Origin of the sequence: Acetanaerobacterium elongatum (genome assembly GCF_900103835.1) — a bacterium.
In the GTDB taxonomy this organism is placed as follows: Bacteria; Bacillota; Clostridia; order Oscillospirales; family Ruminococcaceae; genus Acetanaerobacterium; species Acetanaerobacterium elongatum.
In genome coordinates this window covers 16,164-37,915 of the sequence record NZ_FNID01000023.1, presented here as the reverse complement: position 1 = coordinate 37,915, position 21,752 = coordinate 16,164, and the positions used below count along the sequence as shown (strand labels likewise).

Annotated in this window: 21 protein-coding genes and 1 pseudogene; 17 read left to right on the top strand and 5 right to left on the bottom strand. The window is 49.1% G+C overall.

The window, feature by feature from the left end; genetic code table 11:
* Positions 1-76 precede the first annotated feature (76 nt).
* From BLR50_RS09425 to BLR50_RS09400, 6 genes are all read left to right on the top strand, one after another.
* Positions 77-2,095 (top strand): penicillin-binding transpeptidase domain-containing protein, encoded by a 2,019-nt coding sequence (locus BLR50_RS09425; protein WP_162840390.1) that lies wholly within the window; start codon positions 77-79, stop codon positions 2,093-2,095.
* Positions 2,096-2,268: 173 nt separating this feature from the next.
* Positions 2,269-3,021 (top strand): P-loop NTPase, encoded by a 753-nt coding sequence (locus BLR50_RS09420; protein ID WP_092641136.1) that lies wholly within the window; start codon positions 2,269-2,271, stop codon positions 3,019-3,021.
* A gap of 66 nt (positions 3,022-3,087) precedes the next feature.
* Positions 3,088-3,495 carry a methylglyoxal synthase gene (gene mgsA, locus BLR50_RS09415; RefSeq protein ID WP_092641133.1) on the top strand — a complete coding sequence of 136 codons (408 nt, stop codon included), beginning with the start codon at positions 3,088-3,090 and terminating at the stop codon, positions 3,493-3,495.
* A 371-nt stretch (positions 3,496-3,866) separates the two neighbouring features.
* Positions 3,867-5,201, top strand: coding sequence for a histidine--tRNA ligase (gene hisS, locus BLR50_RS09410; protein ID WP_092641130.1), 1,335 nt, complete (start codon positions 3,867-3,869; stop codon positions 5,199-5,201).
* 78 nt (positions 5,202-5,279) lie between these two features.
* Positions 5,280-7,043, top strand: a complete 1,764-nt coding sequence (gene aspS / locus BLR50_RS09405) for an aspartate--tRNA ligase (protein ID WP_092641170.1) — start codon at positions 5,280-5,282, stop codon at positions 7,041-7,043.
* 134 nt (positions 7,044-7,177) lie between these two features.
* Positions 7,178-8,128, top strand: a complete 951-nt coding sequence (locus tag BLR50_RS09400; protein WP_092641127.1) for a DUF362 domain-containing protein — start codon at positions 7,178-7,180, stop codon at positions 8,126-8,128.
* A 52-nt stretch (positions 8,129-8,180) separates the two neighbouring features.
* On the opposite strand, the gene BLR50_RS09395 is transcribed toward BLR50_RS09400, so the two are convergent.
* The 3 genes from BLR50_RS09395 to BLR50_RS09385 all read right to left on the bottom strand — a co-directional run bounded on the left by BLR50_RS09395 (position 8,181) and on the right by BLR50_RS09385 (position 10,500).
* On the bottom strand, positions 8,181-8,828 hold the full coding sequence (locus BLR50_RS09395; protein WP_092641124.1) for a hypothetical protein: 648 nt from the start codon (positions 8,826-8,828) through the stop codon (positions 8,181-8,183).
* Positions 8,825-9,550, bottom strand: coding sequence for a C39 family peptidase (locus tag BLR50_RS09390; RefSeq protein ID WP_092641121.1), 726 nt, complete (start codon positions 9,548-9,550; stop codon positions 8,825-8,827). The genes BLR50_RS09395 and BLR50_RS09390 overlap by 4 nt, the downstream gene beginning before the upstream one ends.
* A gap of 425 nt (positions 9,551-9,975) precedes the next feature.
* Positions 9,976-10,500 (bottom strand): QueT transporter family protein, encoded by a 525-nt coding sequence (locus BLR50_RS09385; protein WP_092641118.1) that lies wholly within the window; start codon positions 10,498-10,500, stop codon positions 9,976-9,978.
* Between the two features lie 346 nt (positions 10,501-10,846).
* Here BLR50_RS09385 and BLR50_RS09380 point away from each other — a divergent pair, with 346 nt between their 5' ends.
* From BLR50_RS09380 to BLR50_RS09335, 11 genes are all read left to right on the top strand, one after another.
* Positions 10,847-11,305, top strand: a complete 459-nt coding sequence (locus BLR50_RS09380) for an S-ribosylhomocysteine lyase (protein WP_092641115.1) — start codon at positions 10,847-10,849, stop codon at positions 11,303-11,305.
* 221 nt (positions 11,306-11,526) lie between these two features.
* Complete coding sequence (locus tag BLR50_RS09375) at positions 11,527-12,861, top strand: hypothetical protein (protein ID WP_092641112.1); 1,335 nt, start codon at positions 11,527-11,529, stop codon at positions 12,859-12,861.
* Positions 12,862-12,923: 62 nt separating this feature from the next.
* Positions 12,924-13,181, top strand: coding sequence for a hypothetical protein (locus BLR50_RS09370; RefSeq protein WP_092641109.1), 258 nt, complete (start codon positions 12,924-12,926; stop codon positions 13,179-13,181).
* A gap of 18 nt (positions 13,182-13,199) precedes the next feature.
* Positions 13,200-13,874 (top strand): DUF6320 domain-containing protein, encoded by a 675-nt coding sequence (locus BLR50_RS09365; RefSeq protein ID WP_092641106.1) that lies wholly within the window; start codon positions 13,200-13,202, stop codon positions 13,872-13,874.
* A 162-nt stretch (positions 13,875-14,036) separates the two neighbouring features.
* The gene (locus BLR50_RS09360) at positions 14,037-15,311 is read left to right on the top strand and encodes an adenylosuccinate synthase (protein WP_092641104.1); all 1,275 of its coding nucleotides are present in this window, start codon (positions 14,037-14,039) and stop codon (positions 15,309-15,311) included.
* 2 nt (positions 15,312-15,313) lie between these two features.
* Complete coding sequence (locus tag BLR50_RS14305) at positions 15,314-15,496, top strand: hypothetical protein (RefSeq protein ID WP_143008087.1); 183 nt, start codon at positions 15,314-15,316, stop codon at positions 15,494-15,496.
* Positions 15,493-16,710: an MFS transporter gene (locus BLR50_RS09355; RefSeq protein ID WP_092641102.1), complete on the top strand. Its 1,218-nt coding sequence runs from the start codon at positions 15,493-15,495 to the stop codon at positions 16,708-16,710. The genes BLR50_RS14305 and BLR50_RS09355 overlap by 4 nt, the downstream gene beginning before the upstream one ends.
* 149 nt (positions 16,711-16,859) lie before the next feature.
* Positions 16,860-17,279 carry a YjdF family protein gene (locus tag BLR50_RS09350; RefSeq protein ID WP_092641099.1) on the top strand — a complete coding sequence of 140 codons (420 nt, stop codon included), beginning with the start codon at positions 16,860-16,862 and terminating at the stop codon, positions 17,277-17,279.
* Positions 17,280-17,316: 37 nt separating this feature from the next.
* A complete protein-coding gene (locus BLR50_RS09345) occupies positions 17,317-17,781 on the top strand; it encodes a pyridoxamine 5'-phosphate oxidase family protein (RefSeq protein WP_092641096.1) in 465 nt (154 codons plus the stop codon).
* Between the two features lie 143 nt (positions 17,782-17,924).
* The gene (locus tag BLR50_RS09340) at positions 17,925-18,782 is read left to right on the top strand and encodes a DUF2268 domain-containing putative Zn-dependent protease (RefSeq protein ID WP_092641093.1); all 858 of its coding nucleotides are present in this window, start codon (positions 17,925-17,927) and stop codon (positions 18,780-18,782) included.
* 335 nt (positions 18,783-19,117) lie between these two features.
* Positions 19,118-19,912, top strand: coding sequence for a M23 family metallopeptidase (locus BLR50_RS09335; RefSeq protein WP_092641090.1), 795 nt, complete (start codon positions 19,118-19,120; stop codon positions 19,910-19,912).
* Positions 19,913-19,966: 54 nt separating this feature from the next.
* Here the strand turns inward: BLR50_RS09335 and BLR50_RS09330 are convergent.
* Positions 19,967-20,143: pseudogene (locus tag BLR50_RS09330) on the bottom strand (sporulation transcriptional regulator SpoIIID); the annotation flags it as partial.
* Positions 20,130-21,665 carry a recombinase family protein gene (locus BLR50_RS09325; protein WP_092641086.1) on the bottom strand — a complete coding sequence of 512 codons (1,536 nt, stop codon included), beginning with the start codon at positions 21,663-21,665 and terminating at the stop codon, positions 20,130-20,132. The gene BLR50_RS09325 and the pseudogene BLR50_RS09330, both read right to left, overlap by 14 nt.
* Positions 21,666-21,752 lie beyond the last annotated feature (87 nt).

Below are 21,752 nucleotides of genomic sequence, written 5' to 3'. Positions count from 1 at the left end.
GAAAGGTTTTTTGCATGACAGAATTCTGCTTATTCTGTTATGATAATATATATTTATGCAGGAGGTGCCAAACAGAGTGAAACCGTCTTCAACTATTGCAAGAACACTGGTGCTGTTCCTGTTTGCCCTGCTGATTTTTATCGCATACAGTCTCAGGCTGATGCAGCTTCAGCTGGTTGAGGGTGCCGATTACCGCGATCAGGCCAATAAGCATACCGAACGCAGTGTTTCGGTTACCGCGGCGCGCGGCGAGATCGTAGACCGAAACGGCAGACCGCTTGCCGTAAACCGAAGCTGCTATAATATTGTGTTCGACGGCGCTTTTATGCCCAAAAAGCTGCAAAACGATATTATTATAAAGCTTACCGATATCTTTACCGCGGCTGGTGTGGAATGGAACGAAACCCTGCCGCTTACCAAGGGGGCTGGTCCCTACGACTTTACGCCCGACAGCGATAAGGCCGTGGCTAAGCTCAAAAGTGATCTGGGGCTGCAAACCTACGCCACCCCCCAGCATGTAATCGACGAGATGATGAGCCGTTACAGCATTTCAAACGACTATACCCCCGAGCAGCAGCGCATTATCATGGGCGTTCGCTACGAAATGCAGCGCTTAGAGTTTTCGGCGGTAACACCCTATACCTTTGCCACCGATGTAAATATGGACATTATCACCAAGATTAAAGAGAACAGTATCGCTCTGCCCGGTGTGGATATTCAGGAAGGTACGGTGCGCGAGTATCTAAGCGAGGATATCGCCCCGCACATTATCGGGCAGATCGGGCCGATCTATGCCGAGGAATATGCCGATTTAAAGAACAAAGGCTACAAACTAAACGACGTGGTAGGTAAGGACGGCATTGAAAAGGCATTTGAAGACCAGCTTCGCGGGAAGGATGGCACCAACCTGATGGAGTTTGACAACAAGGGCGCTCTTCTTAGTACAAAGCAGGTAGAGGCCCCTAAGCCCGGCAACACCGTTATGCTGACAATGGACTCAATCCTTCAGAAGGTGGCGCAGGAATCGCTGCCAAGGCAGATTAAGCACCTCAACGAAACCGCGGAGGAAGGCAAGGGCAAGGAGGCAAACGCGGGCGCCGTTGTGGCGGTTGATGTGAAAACCGGTGATGTGCTTGCGGCAGCCACATATCCCTCCTACAATATCAATAGCTTTAAGAAGGATTATGCAACGCTGTCAAAGGATGGCCTTTTCCCGCTCATGAACCGTGCCATTAATGGCCTGTATGCCGCAGGCTCCACCTTCAAGCCGGTGGTTGCCACCGCTGCTTTGGCCGAGGGCGTAATCACGCGTTCTTCCCATGTAACCTGCAACGGCGTATACACCTTTTTTGACGATTACCAGCCCCGCTGCCTAAGCGCTCATGGCAGTATCAACGTAATTACCGCTCTGGAGCATTCCTGCAACATCTTCTTTTACGATACCGGGCGACTGACCGGTATTGATACCATCGACCAATATGCAGCGCTCTACGGCCTGGGCCAGAAAACCGGCATCGAGATTCCCGAATCAATCGGGCAGGTTGCCAGCCCGGATTACTGTAAAAAGAACAACATTACATGGAACGCCGGTGACGTACTGCAGGCCTCCATCGGTCAGAGCTATACTCAGGTTACACCGCTGCAGCTCGCCCAGTACACTGCCACCATCGCCCGCAGGGGTGTAAGGCTGGAATCCCATATCGTGAAGGACATCCTTTCCTATAACCTTGACCAGACCGTTTCTGAAACAAAGCCGGTGGTTGCCGCTACCATTGAGGATAAGAACAATGCCTTTGAAACGGTAATAGACGGTATGGTTGCGTGCGCAAAAACCGGTTCGGCCAGTGGTTCCTTCGGCAATTACCCCATCCCGGTTGCCGCCAAAACCGGTACGCCGGAATCAAAACAGTACCCGAACTCTGTATTTATTACCTTTGCACCGGTAGACAATCCTCAGATTGCCATCGCAGTGGTGATTGAAAAGGGCTGGCACGGCTACACCGGCGCGCCGGTAGCAAGGGATATCTACAACGCTTATTTTGCCGAAAAACAGTCCACCACTGCACTTCCAAAAGAGGAAACCTTGCTGTCTTAACCGATTTTTTGACGGCTTGATGGGTTTATCATGTCCTAATTTGTTTATAATAACTTATAGTTAGGATTGCATTTTAACTTATTTATGTTAAAATTATATTTGACAAGTTCTACTCTTTTGCCATTGGCGATTTTAATGGTGTTTTGAGCCTTTTGGCGCAAGCGCCGGAAGGGATGTTCACAGCCATGTCCGCTCAATTGTTTGCTGTAGTTGGTTCCAAAGGCGGCGTGGGAAAATCGACGGTGGCATTTTATACGGCCTATGCCCTTACCAAAAAAGGCGGCAGCGCCGTTGTGCTGGATTTAGACCTCGGCTTTCGCTGCCAATCGGTGCTGTTTGGGGTGGAAAGTGACGTGGTTTACGACCTTTCCGACCTGATGAAGGCTCAAACCGTAGAGATTGACAAGGCCATTAAAAAATGCAGCTTTCAGGACAGGCTCTTTTTAATCCCCTCCTGTGCAGACCCATTTACCCGCCTGAGCTTTGATAAGCTTTCCACCGTTTGCGCAGCGCTCCGCGCCCGTTTCGACTATGTGGTGCTGGATGCTCCGCCCTCGGTATCCCGCGGGTTTATTGCGGCTATCACGCTGGCAGACAGTGCCGTGCTGGTTACTACCCCAGACCGCATCGCGGTAAAATCCGCTTCCCTGTGTGCCCAGATTACAGCGAAGGCCGGTGTAAAGAGCCAGCGCCTGATTATTAATAAAGTACCCGAAAGCCCCAAGTCCCCCCCTGTTATCGCCAACTTTGACAGTATCATCGATGAAACCGGCGTTCAGCTGATAGGGGTGGTTCCGCAGTTGGAAGGCCTGGATTCCTTTTCGCAAAACGCAAAGCTTATAAACCCCAAGACAACCTTTATGCTTTCGTTTGAAAACATCGCACGGCGGTTAAACGGTGAGGATGTTCCGCTTTTAATAGGCTAGTCTATAGATTCATACAAACGCGACGGTAAAATGTGCCGCGCCGGAAGACGGAGGAGTTGATTCCCCATGAATATCGCATTGATTGCACACGATACTAAGAAGGAACTGATGGTTCAGTTCTGCATTGCCTATTGCGGCATCCTAAGCCGCCACAGCCTTTGTGCCACCGGCACAACCGGAAAGCTGGTTTCTGAGGCTACCGGCTTAAACATTCAGCGGTTTTTAAGCGGTTCCCACGGCGGCGACCAGCAGATCTCAGCGCGCATCGCTTGCAACGAGATTGACCTGCTGCTCTTTTTCCGCGACCCGCTTACCGTAAAGCCCCACGAGCCCAACGAGGCCAACCTGCTTCGTCTGTGCGATGTACACAACATCCCGGTAGCCACCAATATCGCTACGGCTGAGGTGCTCATCCACGGCTTGGAGCGCGGCGACCTTGACTGGCGCAACATTGTAAACCCCAAGAACGCTTAGCATTGTATTATTACCCGCTTGACACCTGCCGCGGGTTAGGATAAAATACAGGTAATATCGGATTAACCAATATGCTTTATGGACGAAAGTGTTTGTATTATACAAACCTTATAGGAAGCAGGAGTACCGCCGCAAGGCGCAGTAAGAGAGAACGGGCCTAAGGATATTACCTTTGGCTGCAAGCCCGTTTCTGTTCACCGCTGCGGGAAGACAGCTTCTCAGCCCATCGTTTCTCCGCGTTAAGGGGGCCTTAAGCGGAGCATTATTATGTGCTCAACAAGGGTGGCACCACGGGTTATTGTTTCCCGTCCCTATTTTTCAGGGACGGGCTTTTTGTTATTTTGAATTGATTGGAAAGGGTTGGTCTAAACATGGCATTACTCACCAAGGCACCGCGCGGCACACAGGATTCTCTGCCAGAGGATACCGCAAAGCTGCGCTTTATTGAGGCAACCGCGCTGGAAACCGCCGCCTTATACGGCTTTAGGCTGATACGCACCCCCACCTTTGAGCATACCGAGCTGTTTGACCGTTCGGTGGGCGACACCACCGATGTGGTGCAGAAGGAGATGTACACCTTCATTGATAAGGGCGGGCGTTCCATCACCCTGCGCCCCGAGGGCACAGCGGGTATTGTGCGCTGCGTGATGGAGCACGGCTTACTGGGTGACGCGCTGCCGCTGAAAACCTGCTATATCTCCAACTGCTTCCGCTACGAAAAGCCGCAGGCGGGCCGCTGGCGCGAGTTCTCGCAGTTCGGCGTAGAGATGTTCGGCCCCGCTGCCCCCGACGCGGATGCCGAGGTGATTGCACTCGCCCGCGAAATTATTACCACCCTTGGGGTGACCGATATCACGCTCAAGCTCAACTCCATCGGCTGCCCCACCTGCCGCGCCGAATACCACAAGGCGCTGAAGGAATACTTTGCACACAACGCCGAGAACCTGTGTGAAACCTGCCGTGGACGCATGGACAAAAACCCCATGCGTATCCTAGACTGCAAAAGCCCCGTGTGCTCCGAAATTGCCGCGGGCGCACCCAAGGTGCTCGATTTTATCTGCGACGACTGCAAAGCACACTTTGAGGGGGTTAAAACCCGCCTGACGGGCGCCGGAATCCCCTTCGAGATTGTCCCCACGCTGGTTCGCGGCCTGGATTACTACACAAACACCGTGTTTGAGTTTGTATCAAACGCCATCGGCGCACAGGGTACGGTATGCGGCGGTGGGCGCTATAACGGCCTTGTGGAGGCCTTGGGCGGCAGCCCCACCCCCGCACTGGGCTTTGGTATGGGCATCGGCCGGCTGATGATGGTGATGAAGGCCGCTAACAGCGAGTACCCGCAGGAAAAGGGCTGTGATATCTACCTTGCCCCGCTGGGTGAGAACGCTAGGCAGCGTGCATTCGAGCTGGTGAAGCTGCTGCGCGCCGAGGGCTTTGCCGCTGAAACCGATCTGATGGGCAGAAGCCTTAAGGCACAGATGAAGTATGCCGATAAGCTGGGTGCCGCCTACACCCTCGTAATGGGTGACAGCGAGCTGGAGCAGGGCATCGGCAAGCTTAAGAACATGAAAACCGGCACCCAAACCGATGTGCCGCTCTCCGATTCACTGATTTCCACCCTCTATAACCTCACCCTGGCAGAGGCGGTGGAAGACCTCTCCAACACCGGCCTTGAGGGCTTTAATCTTAATATGTTGAAATAAGAGAGGTTTTGTAATATTTTTTACTTTTGTACCTCTTGTATATTGATTGCTTGAAGGGATGAATTGAAAATGGACACGATGGGAACACTCAGAAGAACCCACTACTGCGGCGAGCCTGCGGAAAGTGATATCGGCCATGAGATTGTGGTATGCGGTTTTACCCAAAAGATACGCGATATGGGCAACCTTGTTTTTATCGACCTGCGCGACCGCTCGGGGATTATCCAGCTGGCGTTTGACGACGGCACTGCCGCAGCGCTGCTGGAAAAGGCCAAGACCGTGCGCTCTGAATATGTATTGATGGCTAAAGGTACGGTACGCAGACGCGAATCGGTAAACAAAGAGCTGAAAACCGGTATGGTTGAGCTGTATGTTACCGAGCTGCGCATCCTTTCCAAGGCACAGACCCCGCCGTTTGAAATCACCGACCAGAGCAAGGTAAACGAGGAGCTTCGCTTAAAGTATCGTTACCTCGACCTGCGCCGCCCCGGCCTGCAGCAGAACCTCATTCTGCGCCACAAGATTGCCAAGGTAGCGCGCGACTACTACTTTGAGAACGGCTTTTTAGAGATTGAAACCCCCATGATGATCAAATCTACCCCCGAGGGTGCGCGCGATTATCTGGTTCCCTCCCGCATTCACAACGGCAAGTTCTACGCACTACCGCAGTCGCCTCAAATCTACAAGCAGCTTTTAATGATCTCGGGCTACGACCGCTACTTCCAGATTGCCCGGTGCTTCCGCGATGAAGATCTGCGCGCCGACCGCCAGCCCGAGTTTACGCAGATTGACCTTGAGATGTCGTTTGTGGATATGGAGGACATCTTAAAAATCAACGAGGGCTTTGTACAGCGCCTGTTTAAAGAGGTGCTGGATGTGAATATCCCCTTGCCGCTGCCCCGCCTTACCTACAAAGAGGCGATGGAGCGCTACGGCTCGGATAAGCCCGATACCCGCTTTGGCATGGAGATTACCGACCTTTCGGCAATCGTGAAAGATACCGAGTTTACCGTGTTTAAAAATGCGGTTGCCGAGGGCGGCAGCGTGCGCGCTATTGCTGCAAAGGGCGGTGCAGCCAAGCTCAGCCGCAAAGAGATTGACAAGCTCACCGAGCAGGTAAAGGGCATCGGCGCCAAGGGGCTTGCCTACATCCGCTGGGTAGAGGACGCGCCCAACTGTTCGTTTGCCAAGTTTATCAGCGAACAGGAGCTTGCCGACATCCTGAAGGCGCTCGGCTGCGAAAAGGGCGACGTGGCGCTGATTGTAGCCGACAAAAACCGCGTGGTGCTGCCGGTACTCGGGCAGCTGCGCCTAACAGTGGCCAAGCTGTTAGAAATCGAGCGCACCGGTTACAACTTTTTGTGGATTACCGAGTTCCCCTTCTTTGAGTGGGATGAGGAGAGCGGCACATGGGCCGCCATGCACCACCCCTTTACCATGCCGATGGACGAGTGCCTCCCCTACCTTGAAAGCGACCCCGGCTCGGTGCGTGCCAAGGCGTACGATCTGGTGCTCAACGGCATTGAGCTTTCGAGCGGTTCCATCCGCATCACCGACTTTGAGCTGCAGCAGAAGATGTTTACCCTTCTTGGGCTTACCAAAGAGGAGATTGAAGTCAAGTTCGGCTTCCTGGTAGACGCCTACCGCTATGCCGCACCGCCGCACGGGGGCGCGGGCATAGGGCTTGACCGCCTTGCCATGCAGATGTGCGGGGCCGAAAGCCTGCGCGATGTGCTGGCCTTCCCGAAGGTACAGAACTGCAGCGAGCTGATGAGCGCCTGCCCCTCTGAGGTAGACGAAAAGCAGCTGGCCGAGCTTGGAATTTCACTCATAAAGAAATAAAACTTTTGGGGGAGCGTGATGCTCCCCCCTTTTTGTGTTGGAGTAATACAGGTGTGCGTACTTGACAATCGTTCTATGGCTGATTATCCTTATTCTAATAGTTTAAGGAGTCAAACAACAGAGGGGGCAAGACAATGAGAAAGGTAATCGATACTACCATAAAAAATCAGGCCGATATGAAGGCCTTTCTGGAGAATTTTAAACTGGGCAGCGAAGGCGTTATCATCAAGCCGAACTGGACAAGCGGCGACTATGGGTTCTATACCGATGTTGAGTCGCTGGAGCCACTGTTAGCCGCGATAGACGGCAAGAAATATATCATCGAAAGCTATATGTACGGCAGAACGGATAACACCCGAGCAATCAACGGCACGAACGGCCTTGAAAACTGGGACTGGCTGAAGGAACAGGACGAACAGTTTTTGCACAAAAGCGGCATGGCGGAGCTGCTGAAAAAATACGACGCCGAGTACATCAACATCACCGAGGAGTATTGGTCCGGCAGGGTTGCAAAAGCAGACGAGATACAGCAACTTACCGAGAGTAAATACGCCCCAATCAGCCATAAGGAGCTTTATGGAATGATTCCCGAAAAATTGTTTCAGTTAAGGCACCTTCCGCTCATCAGCTACGCCAAGATCAAGTATAACGTACCGGCGGTTTCAATCTTCGCCTCACTCTCGATGAAGAATATGTTTGGCACAATACCTATTCCCAATCGCGAACACTACCACGGCAGCGACTTCGACACAGGGCTTTCAAGAAGTATCGTGGATATCCTCACCGTCTACAAATCGCTGCTCCGGGTGGTGGGAATCTGCGAGGGCCTTTACCACATCCCTGTTACCAGAGAAGAGGGCAAGAACCGCTACAAAATGCTCTGGACAGAGTATGACGTGATAGAGAACCTGGGGCTCATCTTAGGCAGCGAAGACCTTGTAACGCTGGATGCCTACATCAATAAACTGATTGGGCTGGATCCGGAGAAGCGCTCTATTTTACAGATGGGCGACGAGGTTTTCGGAAAGTGGGACAGAGCGGAGCTCAATTACATTTCTGAGGATCGGCTTGAGACCTTCCGATAATTGTTTGTATATAGAAAATGGGGAAGCCCTTGATTCTGGCTTCCCCTATAAATCATTTTCTTTTGATAATTTCCTGAATATGATTTTGAAAATAATGATAAACGTCCTTTGTCCAGCTGTAGTCATAGGTTGTGCTTGCTTTGTGTATTTCAATATAATCATCAAAGGATTCCGTCATTACTAGGCTGGAGAAGTTATACACAACCGCCGCTTCGTCACGATATACCTCGTATGCACTTAATTCTTCCATAGAGAGTTGACGTTGCCCAACCATTATAACTGCCCTTTTATTTTCAATATCCTCCAGATTAAAGCCTTGTAAGAATATTACTGGCAGTTCCATTGCAGCAATGGTATTTTCAACGGTCAGCGCACATACATAAGTGTAATTACCGTATAATTTGGCCTTCATATATGCACCCAAATCAAAGGTTGGATCACCTGACATTACTGAGTAATGTTCAGGCATGTCAAAATCAATATTAGGATCTTGAAACTTAATATCACTTGGCACACATATTTGAAGTTTTAAATCCTCAAGCGAAAAGCCGTTGATAGGAATAGGAGTTCCCAATTGACTACTTGATGAATTAGTATTTATAGATGATATTACATCAGAAGTTTGGCAATTTTGATTTTTAAAGTTGCAACCGGAAAGAATTAAAACACATAGCGAAGCAAGTATCAATACTCTTTTCATGCTGAAAATGTATTTAAATATCTCACATTCCACCCATTATTAAGATAAGTGCTTAAATTTGAATAGTCCCAATCACCTTCAGGATCTAAAATCATTACGCTATTATCGTTATAGCCATATGCAACGACCCAATGATAATTGCTAGTAGTGCCTTTCCGCAGACAAATAAATACAGGTCTGCCTAAGGCGATACATCCTATGCTTGTTGTCACTGCTGTACTATTCGAAGGAGCAGATAAACTGTTAAGTATGGTATACCCAAATTGGCTTGCAGCGCTATCACGAAGGAAAGGGCACGCTTTATTGCCTAATGCAATATTCATAGTTCTTGGAGTATGGTAATCACCAAGATATGACGAAATCATTGCAAAACTGGTAAGAGCGCAACCACCATCAGCTATTGAATAACCAGCTGGCTGCATAATATCACTAGCCCATTCACTATCATCTTGGTAATAATGCGTTACAGCTAAAAACCTGTAAGATTGTGGTGAAATGATTGAGAAAATCCCCAATCTTGAGAAATCACGCTGTTGTATTGATTTACCTAAATCATACGCTTTCTTATTCTCTATGGCGTAATCGTTATCATTAAAATCTAAACTTTCCATAGGAATATATGGCTGTTCATTTAAAACTTGCTGCTCTGCTTCATAATCATATTCTTCAACACTAACGGTTGGAGGTAATGCGAATACGGTAGTATTTAAAGCTAAAATCATAAATACTACACAAAAAATAGAGCCTGTTTTTTTAAGCGCGCTTTTTTTTGCAAATCATCATTTTCATTAACTCCTTTTAAAAATTACAATCTATACATGAATTATAACGATTTACATTATTTATTTAAATGCTAATTTCCAACAAATCTCAATAAAATTATTGTGTAAATTATACTACATTTATAAATTTAACCAGTCCAGCTCGTGATAGATAAAACTTGGTATCCATAAACATGGGGGTTCAGGGGAATTCTCTACTTCGCTTTTGCATACTTTTGTCGAACAACAAAAGTATGCCGCCCGTACGAATATGGACAATCTAAATCAATAATAAAATTCTCCTGTGGATAAAAAGTCATCAAATACAAAACCGCGGCACCCCTGAATCCCTCAGGAGTGCCGCTTTGTATTATGTTATGCAAAATCTAAAACAGCTTTTTATCCAGCCCCGTTTTCTCAAGGGTGTAAACCAGTATCAGCCCCAGCACGATGCAGGGTATAATCTCCCCCGCCGCCACAAACGCAGCGTTGGTGAGAAGCGGCACGGGTGCCAGAGAATTCGTAAGTAAAACCGAAAGCTCCCCGCCGATAATGATACCGTTAAGTATTACAGGGGCAAGCGCCGATAACACCGGAAACCTGCCAAAGCGCACGTTGCGCAGCGCGTAGCTGATAAACGCGGCAATCAGGGTTGCGAGGGTGCCGAACAGCATGTCAAACCCGCCAAGGATGTTTACCCCCAGCAGAAAGCCCACGCCGTTTGCAATCAGGCAGCCAAGGGCAAGGCCGTAAACGTTGGTAAGCGAGAATACCGCTAAGATCGTCAGTGCCTCGGCAAAGCGAATCTGCACCTGCCCGAAGCTTAGGGGGGCAAGCGCGAGGGTCAGAGCCGCGTACAGCGCCGCGATCATCGCGCCCTGCACCAGCCTGTAGGTGGTTGTTTTCTTCATGTTTAATTTTTCCTTTCGTAGTGTTTGTTTGACACCCAAAACACGCCTTGGGCATCGGTCAGGATTTTGCGAACTGACCGCCGCAGGTTATTTGCGGCAAACAAAGTATAGCGCAGTTGGAGCGGCTTGTAAACCCTGAAAGGGCCGTTAAAGTTTTAATTCAATCCTCTTTTTCTGTACATAAATTAATGCTATAATGAATCGTAATTATTGGGGCAAACTGAATACTGAATTTGCCTGATTATTCGCCGGAATTATACTGTATTATCATGAGCCTTTCCCGCCCTTCCGGTATGGGCGGCATAACAGGCTTTTTACTATTGTTGCCGGAGAAACGGAGCCTATTATGCAGAAGATTGCAAGCTTTCAGGTAAACCATCTCACACTACAAAAAGGGATGTATACCTCCCGTATCGACGGCGATATTGTCACCTACGATATTCGCATGTGCCGCCCGAACGGAGGAGCCTACCTGGAAAACGCGGGGCTGCACACCTTCGAGCATCTGTTCGCCACCTATGTGCGCAACAGCCGTTTCTCGCCGAACGTGGTGTATGTGGGCCCCATGGGGTGCCGTACCGGCTTTTACTTTTTGGTGCGCAATATCAGCCATACCGAGGCCATCAAGCTTGTGCAGGATAGCTTCGCGTTTATCCGCGACTACGAGGGAGACATCCCCGGCGCAAGCGAGATTGAATGTGGCAACTACTTAGACCATGACCTTGCAGCCGCCAAGAGGTATGCCGCGGATATGTGCGGGGTGTTAAACGGCTATACCGAAGAGCGCCTGCACTATGCCGAATAGACTTTAAGCGGTAGTTCGTATAGAGCTCCTACTGTCACACGGGAATGCGTATGACTGCGGGATAAACCGTCAAAGCTACTCTTACAGACAAAATAGCTATTGATTTGACTTCACTATAATTGCGGTCGCGCACTGTCAAACCGAGTATGCGTTTACCGCTTTGTCTTTGTACACTCTTCATTTTAATTTACTGTTGCTATTAATTCGGAAGGGGGAGCGGCATGGGCACCAAAATGATAAAGTCCTCACAGATGAACAGCTGGCGCAGGCTGGATAACTCCGCGCGCATCTTCCCCGCGGCCTCCTCCGTTACCACCGCCAATGTGTTCCGGCTCTCCTGCGTACTGCGCGAGGAGGTTCGTCCCGAGGCGCTGCAGCAGGCACTCAGCGATGTTATCCATCGCTTCCCCGCCTTTAATGTGCGGCTGCGCGCGGGCTTTTTCTGGTATTATTTTGAGACAAACCCCAACTCCCCCAAGGTGTCTCGCGAGGAGCTTTACCCCTGCGCGCCCATGAACCGCCGCGAGAATGAGGGCTTTCTGTTCCGTGTGCTGTACTTTGGCAACCGTATTTCGCTCGAAACCTACCACGCCTTAACCGACGGAACCGGTGCGCTGGAGTTCTTAAAAGACCTGCTGTGCACCTACCTTACCATCGTTCACCCGAACATTCCTCTGCTTTCGGGGTGGCTGGACAAGCCCGCTTCGCCCAATGCCGCCGTTTTAGAGGATGGCTACAATAAAATCTATAAAAAGGCACGCGGCTTTGCGCCCTTTACCCGCCGTGCCTATCACCTGCACGGTACCCCGCTGCCCTTCACCGCTATCAAGGTGGTGCATGGGGTGGCAAGTACCCAGAAAATCCTTGCTGTCGCGCGGGAACACGGTGTAACCGTTACAGCGTTCCTTTCTTCGGTGCTCATCTGGAGCATCTGGCAGGAGGAGCTGAAGGGCAGGCCCTCGTGGTCTCCGGTAGCGGTATCGCTGCCCGTAAACCTGAGGGCGATTTTTGACACCAATACCGCGCTGAATTTCTTTGAATGTATTGGTGTAGGTATGCAGTTTAACCGCAGCGGTATCACCTTTGAAGAAATACTCAAGGTAGTATCCGGCCAGCTTGCCAAGGAGCTGATTAAAGAAAACCTTTCTCAGCGCAACGCTTATAAGGTGCGGCTTTCACGCAACCCCATCCTGCGTGGTTTTCCGCTCTTTATAAAAAACCTTGTGCTGCGCCCCTCCTACCGCATGGGGGAGCTTACCGCCACTACCGCGCTCTCCAACCTCGGGCGGGTGGAACTGCCAAAGGAATATGCCGCCTACGCTGAAAATTTTGAATTCATCCTTTCACCCACGGAGTCAAACGCTATTAAATGTGCCGTATGCTCTTACGGTGACCGGTTTACCATCAGCTTTTCCTCCAACATTGAACAGTATCATATCCAGCGGGCGTTCTTCCGCTATCTCACCGCGCTGGGCATAGAACTGACGCTTGAAACCAACTACTTTTACGATAATAAGCCTGTAGCAAGCCCCAAAGGTAGAAAGCATAAACAATGAGGCACATGCTTAACCAAAAGGCACAATCTCTGACAGGCCCCAGAGAAAGGGATGATCGGCAGATGAGCGACAACATTCAGGGTGCTCCCGCCTCCGCGATGACACCGAAGATGGCTCAGAGGCTCAGCAAGGCTCAGCTTAAGGAAAAAAAGGCCGAGTTAAAAAAGGAAAAGGCTGCGCTGAAGCTCAAGCTCAAGCAGGAAAAAAAGCGCAAAAAGGCGCAGAAAAAACTCGCCAAGGCAGAAAACCGTTGGCAGCTCGCAGCCTTTAAACAGGATATAAAGGAATGGTTCAAACGCCGCAAAAAGGGCGGCAAGTAATACCAAGGGGGAATTGCCGTGAAATACTGTTCTTCCTGCAAACTTCAGGTGGTAAACGACACAACCCTGTGCCCCCTATGTGGTACATCGCTTACCGATGGGGAGAATACCCCCTGCAGAAATTCCTACCCCGTGATTGCCGAGAGCTTTTATAAATACAACTTCCTGTTTCGTCTGTTTCTGTTTTTATCAATCGTTGCAGCTACCGTCTGCCTGATAGTAAACTTCTTCACTGCCCAGGGCGGGCATCTTTCATGGTCAATCATTGTGCTGGCGGGCATTGCCTATGTGTGGGTAACCATCGCCTACTCCTTTCGCGGCACCGGCAACTTTGCCACCAAATACGCCGTACAGGTGCTCAGCATCTCACTGGTGCTGTATATCATCGATTATTATGCGGGATACGCAAAGTGGTCGGTAAACTACGCCATCCCCTTCTTTTTAATGCTCGCCACCTTTGCCATCACCTTCTTGATTATCTTCAAGCGGGTAAACCGGCACGAATTCTTATTTTGCCAGCTGGTTATCGGAGCCTTTGGCCTTGTGCCGCTACTTTTCTTCCCGTTGCGGCTGATACAGGTGGCGTGGCCCGCCGTGGCAAGCGCCGCCTATTCCCTGTTAACGCTCGCGGGTACCGTCATCTTTGCCGACCGCTATGTACGCCACGAGCTGAATAAGCGTTTTCATGTATAGTTTTTGTGGATTTATACCGAAAGTTCTCGGTTCTACTGGCGAATTCCGTAACAACGCAGGTTGTTAATAGGGTAAATATCTGTTATAATGTTTTGGGCGATAGATTGCTTTAACATATTAGCATATTGTATCGTTAATAGATGATGAAATGAGGTCTTCTCTATGCCTGCCAGAGTAATAGTTGGTGTGCAGTGGGGCGATGAGGGAAAGGGCAAGATTATTGATATCCTCGCGTCACGTGCTGATGTTGTGGTTCGTTCCCAGGGTGGAAACAACGCCGGTCACACGGTTGAAAATAACGGCGAGGTTTATAAGCTGCATCTGATTCCTTCGGGTATCCTATATAAAAATACACCCTGCCTCATCGGCTGCGGCGTGGTAATAGACCCTGTGAATATTTTAGAGGAGATCGACGGGCTGGAGGGCCGCGGCATTAGCTGCGACAACCTGCGTATCGACCCGCGCGCACATGTAATCATGCCGTGGCACCTTGAGCTGGACGGCTTGAGCGAGGTTTATCGCGGTAAGAGCGATATCGGCACCACCCGCCGCGGTATCGGCCCCTGCTATATGGATAAGGCCGAGCGCTGCGGCCTGCGTATGTATGATTTGGTGCACCCCGAGCTGTTTAAAGAAAAGGCCATGCAGGTTGGCAAGCTCAAAAACGAGATTATCACCAAGATTTACGGCGGCAAGCCGGTTGATTTAGATGCTGTAATTTCGAAGTATATCGAGTGCGGCAAACGCCTGAGCAAATACATCGCCGATGTTTCGGTGCTCACCTTCGAAGCGATCACCGCAGGCAAGCAGGTGCTGTTTGAGGGCGCTCAGGGTACGCTTTTGGATATTGACGTAGGCACCTACCCGTTTGTTACCTCCTCTCACCCCATTTCGGGCGGCGTGTGCACGGGTGTCGGCCTTGGCCCCACCATGATTGATTCGGTAATCGGCGTGTGCAAAAGCTACACCACCCGCGTAGGCAAAGGCCCCTTCCCCACCGAACTGCTTGACGAGATTGGCGAAACCATCCGCGTAGCCGGCCATGAATACGGTACCACCACCGGACGTCCACGCAGAACCGGTTGGTTCGACTCGGTAATTCTGCGCCACTCGGTACGCGTAAACGGCTTAACCGAGCTTGCCATTAACAAGCTGGATACCCTTGCAAACCTTGGCACCTTGAAAATCTGCACGGCCTACCGTCTGCCCGACGGCACCGTTACCAGGGATTACCCCGCCACGCTGGAGGAGCTTGAGCTCTGCCAGCCGGTATACGAGGATATCGAAGGCTTTGAGGGCGACCTCTCCGCCTGCAAGAGCTTTAACGAGCTGCCCGATGCCTGCAAGCGCTATATCGCACGCTTGGAAGAGCTGTGCGGCTGCCGCGTAAGCATGGTTGGCGTAGGCCCGGCCAGAAGCCAGAACCTCGAGCGGTAAAATTGGGCGGTATAGTCGGTTATGCAGCGATAAGCGGCACCGCATTCACTGCGGCTGTTGAATACCGTTTTGCCGTCACCAAGGAACGTTTACATTTGAATTTGAAACATTATATTATGCCAGAACCGGTTTCAAACGAAACCGGTTCTGCTTTTTTGACAAATGGAGAAAATAGAATAAAATGAGAAAACTTAATTTTTTAAAGGTATACAGCGGCTTACCAAAGGATATCTACATCCTGTTTATCGCTAAGATGATTACCTGTATGGGAATGTTCATCATGCCCTTATGGACACTCATCCTTACCCAGAAAATCGGGCTTACCAAATCGCAGGCGGGCCTTATGACTACCATCTTTGCCGTGGCACAGGCACCCGGCCTATTATTGGGCGGAAAGCTCATTGACAAGGTTGGAAGAAAACGAGTGGTGTTTTTCAGTCAGACCTTCGGCGCAATCATATACATAATCTGCGCAGTAGTCCCTATGAGCATGACGACGGTTGTTATGCTCATCGCTGCCAGCACCTTATACACGGTTGCCTCTCCCGCATTAGACGCACTGACAGCCGACATCACTACACCCGAGAACAGGAAGGCCTCCTTCTCACTCATCTATTTTGGTATTAATCTCGGGTACACCATCAGCCCAATGCTGGGAGGCTTTTTGTTTGCACGGCACCTTCCTCTGCTTTTTGTATTGGACGCTGTGACAACTATCATTTCGACCTCGCTTATCATGATTTATATAAAAGAGCCAAGGTTCAAAAACCCTGATAATACCTTGTCTGAAAGCGCCCAAGACGACGGCAGAGAAGCCTCGGTACTGCAGGTTTTATGGCGTACCCGTATCCTGCTTTACTTTATACTGACGATGTTTATCTACCAATTCTGCTACACCCAATGGTCCTTTATGCTGCCGCTGCAGATGGGGGATTTCTTTGGCGGCAACGGAGCGCTCAACTACAGCTTTCTGGTAACTGTCAACGCCATTACCGTTATTGCGCTCACACCGATTGCAACGGCGCTGACGCAAAAATTTTATCCTTTAGTTATAATGGCCTTTGGCGGGTTTTGCTATTTTATATCGTTCGTGATGTTCGGTTTCTTTAAAGATTTGCCTTTATTCATTATTGCCACACTTATATTAACTTTAGGAGAGATATTAATCAGTGTTAACTCCAGTTCCTTTATAGCCAATCAAACCCCCGATACACACCGGGGCAGGGTTAATTCCCTCAGCACCTTCATGCAGGGCACCTGCTTTGCCGTCGCCCCGCTTATTATGGGCAATGTGATAAGCATAACAAATTATCAAACATCCTGGTGGATTATAGCCGGACTCATGCTTTTGGGCTTTTTGAGTATGCTTGCACTAAATAGAAAAAACCGACGAATTTAATACTTGACGCTTATATAATCTGCGTTACAATAGAACTGCAAAGATAAAAACACAGTTCCGGTTGGTAGTCCGGACGCAGCAGACGCTGTCAGTAACCTGCCTCCTTGGTTGTCCGTTCTTTGCATGCAAACGATAAGGAGGAATGCATCATGGGAACGGTACTAACCAGGCTGACGGTGTTTTTTGAGGATCCCTTCTGGGTGGGCGTATACGAGCGTGAGGAAAGCGGCCGGTACGAGGCCTGCAAAATCACCTTCGGTGCGGAGCCTAAGGATTACGAGGTTTACGCCTTTATGCTCAAGAACTTTACCCGGCTTCAGTTTAGCCCTTCCATCGCAGCTGCCGATACCTTCGGCAAAGCCGTAAACCCCAAACGCCTGCAGCGCGAGATTAAAAACACACTGCAGCAATCCGGTGTGGGCACCAAGGCACAGCAGGCGCTCAAGCTCATGCAGGAGCAGGATAAGCTTGAGCGAAAGACCCGCTCGCGTGATCAGCGGGAGGAAGAAAAAGCGCTGCGGTTTTCTCAAAAACAGCAAAAGCGCAAAGAGAAGCACAGGGGGCATTAAGCCCCCGTGCTTCATGACAACAGGAGGAACATAACGAATGAACACCTTTGAAAGCGCAGATGCCCTACTTACCCAGCAGCTTGGCAGCGATGTGATCATCGCGCTCGCCACCCGCACCGAAGACGGCGTGAATGTTCGCACCGTCGACGGCTATTACAAAAACGGCAGCATCTATGTGGTTACCTACGAGGCCTCGCATAAGATGCAGGAGATTAAGGCCGACCGGCATGTGGCCGTTTGCAAAGATTTGATGTGCGCGCAGGGAATCGGTATTAACCTCGGTAGCCCAAGGCTTGCGCATAATAAGGCGCTGCGGGAGGAGCTCAAGGAGGTTTTCTCGGCCTTCTACGACCGCCATGTAAATGAGGACGACCCGCTGACCTGTATTCTGGAGATACAGCTTACCAATGCAGTTGCCTTTAGCAAAGACACCAAGTATAGGATCGACTTCATAAACAAAACGGCAACCGCAGCACCCTTTGTAAATGATATAGTAGAATAAAAAATCTTTAACGGGCAGAGATGCCCGTTTTTATTTTTGGGCATTGACTCTCACGTTACGTAATAGTTTATACTCACATTCAGAGGTGAGTGTCAAGAGAAAGGATATAGCGTTTTATAAGCAACAACAAAGGAGAAAAGAGTATGCAAATTCAAATTCAAAATACCTGTGACCAATACAAAAAGCTGCTTACGCTGCCCGAAAAAAAGCGGGAGAGCTGTTTTAACAGCGAGCTGCTCAACCCGTTTGCACCGGCTTTTGAGCGCCTGAACATGCCGATGTCCGCAGAAATGCTGGGATGTATCCCGATTACCGGCAGCGACGTGGAGATTTCAAAGATGCTTTTGCTGCTTGAAAAAGCAGACGCATGGAACGAAGCCTATCAGGCTATCGAAAACGCGGCAAAAAGCTTTGAGAAGGCCGGTGTTACCATGCCTGACAGTGTTCAGGTAGGCATCTTCTTAGGTAGCCCGCTGTTGCTTGCGCAAACGCAGGGCTATTCGGGTATGGGCTCCGTGCCGGGCTACATTCAGATTATCATCGCCCCCAACGATTATACCCTTCCCCGCCTGAACTCCTGCATCGCGCACGAATTCCACCACAATGTGTACTTCTACAACGCCAAGTGGAACTTTATGAACGTCACTGTGGGCAAGTACCTTGCCGTAGAGGGCCTGGCCGAAAGCTTTGCCGCAGAGCTTTACGGTAAAAAGTTTATCGGGCCGTGGGTAACCGGCATCAGCGAGGAGGACCTAGAGAAGTCGCGGAAGATCATCGGCAACAACCTCGCTGTGCAGGGCTTTATGGAGGCGCGCAAATATATGTATGGCAACCACCCCATGGTTCCTGAGGCCAAGGAGCTCGGTATTCCGTTTTGCGGCGGCTATGCGGCAGGCTACCACGCGGTGCAGGCGTACCTTCAAAAAGCCGGCACCTCTGTGGCTGATCTGACAAACCTTGACGGTGATGAACTAATGCGCGCCTCCGGTTACTTTGATTGATAATACCTTTATAGATTTTAAGCCTTACTCTTCGATAGGGTTTAATTTTTTTGCCAAAAAATACTTGTAAAATTTTCTACTAAACCGCTGCACAACGGTTAACAATATGTTTACCGAAAGTTTATTAAGGCCGAAAACCAAGAAAAGCATATGGGGCAAGGCTTGTTTAAATGAAAAAGCCCATTGGTATTATTGTTTTAAACAAGAGTTCCCAAAAAAACTGCTGATTTTAGGATACGGCGGCATAAACCGGCTGGATTGTGTTCAGAATACACTAGGAGAGTGTGTTAAGTCTGAAAGCCTTGTCTTTCAGACGAGATAGCTGCAAGAAAGGAATGGTCATTCAAATGGCAAACCTACATTTCGGAAAGAACAATTTCAGTAAATTCATCAAGGGCAATGGCTTTTACATTGCGCTGGCAATCTGTCTTGCAGGCGCCGGCTTCGCATGCTGGGCAGCGATAAACGGTACACTCAATAAGGTCTCCACCCAGCAGCCTGCCGCGGTAGAAAGCGAGAGTGAGGATAATTGGGCTTTTCAAGATACAGAGGAGACAGCACGCAACGAGCAGGGGCTGCCGATAGAGCAGAACGCGCAATCGTCATCGCCGGAGTTATCGGCCGAATCGCAGCCATCGCAGGCATCTGCTACTACATCGCAAAGTGCGCAAGATACCTTAGAGACTGCCAAAACGCAAACACCGCTGCAAGATATGCTATTCGTGCAGCCGATTTCGGGCGATACTGTGAACAATTTTTCAAACGGTGAGCTGATGCTTGATAAAACCATGAACGACTGGCGTACCCACAACGGCATAGACATTCAGGCTGAGATCGGAAGCCCCGTGAAAGCGGTTACCGATGGCAAGGTGCAGAAGGTTTATACCGACAGCATGTGGGGCACCGTGGTTGAAATCAAACACGCAAACGGCATCGTAAGCCGTTATTGCTCCCTTACCGAGGCAGTATTGGTAAAAGAGGGCGACAAGGTGGAAATCGGCCAGGAGATTGGCTGTGTGGGTGAAACCGCAGCTGCCGAGGTAAGCCTGCCCACCCACCTGCACTTTGAGCTGCTGAAAAGCGGGAAGTATATAGACCCGCTCAAGACCATTGAGGAAAGCAAGCAATAACCAAACAGCAAACTTAAAGCGGAGAGGCCGTAACCTCTCCGCTTTTTTGTGATGTTAAAATCTATAAACCCTTGTGGAAGAGGTTTTGCCCGCACGGTATTTCTCTTTGGTTGCCTGCCCCCCGCGTATGTGCCGCTCGGCCTTGTTCTGTTCCAGCAGCGTTTTTACCTGCAGATATAATAATTTATTAACCTTCTTTAATCGTTCTGTTACATCTTTATGTATGGTCGTACATTAGTGTAAAGTTGTTCTCCAAACCAAGCTCATTGAACAGTTTGAGGTAAATATCAATGTGCGCACCCTCTTCAACTGTAATCTTTTCAATAATGCGGCTTAGCATGGAATGCGATATATGGTCATCCTTCAGCAGATGTTCCATATCCTCAAAGGTTTGCTCAAGAAGATTCTTCAGCAGATCGCTTTTACTAATGTTAAGCGCAACCAGCTTCAGTTCTTGATTGAGCTCGTCCATTTCGGCATTAATCTCTTTGGTCTTGCCTTTCAATTCCTCAATTGAAATGATCTCATTCTCAAACATAGTAATGTAATTGGCTTTGCTCTTTTTTAACTGACTAAGCCTTGCAGTCAAACCAGCTTTACTCACAATATTTTCATCTCGCGACTTAAACTGACGATTAAACTCCGTTAGAATTTGGTTCATGACATTCGGTTTATCACTAAGAACACCGATAAAATATTCCCTGATAGCTTGCAGTAACTCATTTTCTTTAATAACTGTTTTGTTGGGGCAACTATCGGCACCGTTAGCATTTCTTCCACTGCACACCCATGTTACATAGGTGTTCTGGTATTTCCGCTCTATTCTTCTGAAGGCGTAGCCGCAGCAAGCGCAACGAATCAATTTACTGAATACATAGCGTTCACTGTTGCGTTCCCCGGATTGTATAAACAGATTCGTTCGGGATTGAAGTATTCGTTGTGCTTTTTCATAAACAACATCATCGATGATTTTTAACTCAGGACGATCTACAACATACCAATCGTTTTCATTCTTTTCCCTTCGTTTTCCTGTTAAGAAATCTGCAACTTCTTGTTTTCCATTAATAATTTTACCGATGTATATCTCATTGGTAAGAATTCGAGAAATTGCATTCTGGCTCCATTTGCAGCCCCGTTTGGTAAGAATACCTTCGCTATTCAATATAGCAGCAATTCTGTTGGCACCATGACTTTCTTGGGTATACAGGTTGAAAATACGGCGGACTGTTTTTGCTTCATCCTCGTTGACATTAAGATTAAAATAGTCCCCCGGTACTTTATCGTATCCATAAACGAAATTCGGAACGCGCCCACGCTCGGCGTTCTGCTTTTTTCCGAACTTTACACGTTTAGAGGTGTTTGCGCTTTCTTCCTGTGCAATTGCGCTTAGCAAGGTAAGCGTAAATTCCGAACACTCGGAGGAGGTAAAGTTGTTGTTCACAAACCTTACCTCAATATTCAGCGCTTTCAATTTTCGGATACTTACAAGAAAATCAACTGTATTTCTGGCAAGACGGGAAACATCCTTAATCAGAACCAAATCAAAAAGCCCGTCCTTTGCATCAGAAAGCAATCTAAGCAGTTGGGTTCGATTTTTGATCTTTGTACCGCTTTTCCCTTCATCTGCATATATCTTTACAAGATTACACCCATTTTTCTTTGCGTATTCATCAAAAAATTTCTGTTGACTTTCAAGGCTCTCTAACTGCTCTTCTTTATTAGTTGATACACGACAATAGGCAACAGTTCTCATTTTTAACGTCCTCCTAAATCTGTTACATCTATATATTACACCAGTTAATTCATAACGTCAAGCTTCTGCGATTTTACTTTGTCTGAA

Excerpts from the sequence above, each read along its gene's own strand:
- BLR50_RS09420 (WP_092641136.1), top strand. The coding sequence starts at position 2,269 with ATGTTCACAGCCATGTCCGCTCAATTGTTTGCTGTAGTTGGTTCCAAA.
- mgsA (WP_092641133.1), top strand. The coding sequence starts at position 3,088 with ATGAATATCGCATTGATTGCACACGATACTAAGAAGGAACTGATGGTT.
- hisS (WP_092641130.1), top strand. The coding sequence starts at position 3,867 with ATGGCATTACTCACCAAGGCACCGCGCGGCACACAGGATTCTCTGCCA.
- aspS (WP_092641170.1), top strand. The coding sequence starts at position 5,280 with ATGGGAACACTCAGAAGAACCCACTACTGCGGCGAGCCTGCGGAAAGT.
- BLR50_RS09400 (WP_092641127.1), top strand. The coding sequence starts at position 7,178 with ATGAGAAAGGTAATCGATACTACCATAAAAAATCAGGCCGATATGAAG.
- BLR50_RS09395 (WP_092641124.1), bottom strand. The coding sequence starts at position 8,828 with ATGAAAAGAGTATTGATACTTGCTTCGCTATGTGTTTTAATTCTTTCC.
- BLR50_RS09390 (WP_092641121.1), bottom strand. The coding sequence starts at position 9,550 with ATGATTTTAGCTTTAAATACTACCGTATTCGCATTACCTCCAACCGTT.
- BLR50_RS09385 (WP_092641118.1), bottom strand. The coding sequence starts at position 10,500 with ATGAAGAAAACAACCACCTACAGGCTGGTGCAGGGCGCGATGATCGCG.
- BLR50_RS09380 (WP_092641115.1), top strand. The coding sequence starts at position 10,847 with ATGCAGAAGATTGCAAGCTTTCAGGTAAACCATCTCACACTACAAAAA.
- BLR50_RS09375 (WP_092641112.1), top strand. The coding sequence starts at position 11,527 with ATGGGCACCAAAATGATAAAGTCCTCACAGATGAACAGCTGGCGCAGG.
- BLR50_RS09370 (WP_092641109.1), top strand. The coding sequence starts at position 12,924 with ATGAGCGACAACATTCAGGGTGCTCCCGCCTCCGCGATGACACCGAAG.
- BLR50_RS09360 (WP_092641104.1), top strand. The coding sequence starts at position 14,037 with ATGCCTGCCAGAGTAATAGTTGGTGTGCAGTGGGGCGATGAGGGAAAG.
- BLR50_RS09355 (WP_092641102.1), top strand. The coding sequence starts at position 15,493 with ATGAGAAAACTTAATTTTTTAAAGGTATACAGCGGCTTACCAAAGGAT.
- BLR50_RS09350 (WP_092641099.1), top strand. The coding sequence starts at position 16,860 with ATGGGAACGGTACTAACCAGGCTGACGGTGTTTTTTGAGGATCCCTTC.
- BLR50_RS09345 (WP_092641096.1), top strand. The coding sequence starts at position 17,317 with ATGAACACCTTTGAAAGCGCAGATGCCCTACTTACCCAGCAGCTTGGC.
- BLR50_RS09340 (WP_092641093.1), top strand. The coding sequence starts at position 17,925 with ATGCAAATTCAAATTCAAAATACCTGTGACCAATACAAAAAGCTGCTT.
- BLR50_RS09335 (WP_092641090.1), top strand. The coding sequence starts at position 19,118 with ATGGTCATTCAAATGGCAAACCTACATTTCGGAAAGAACAATTTCAGT.
- BLR50_RS09325 (WP_092641086.1), bottom strand. The coding sequence starts at position 21,665 with ATGAGAACTGTTGCCTATTGTCGTGTATCAACTAATAAAGAAGAGCAG.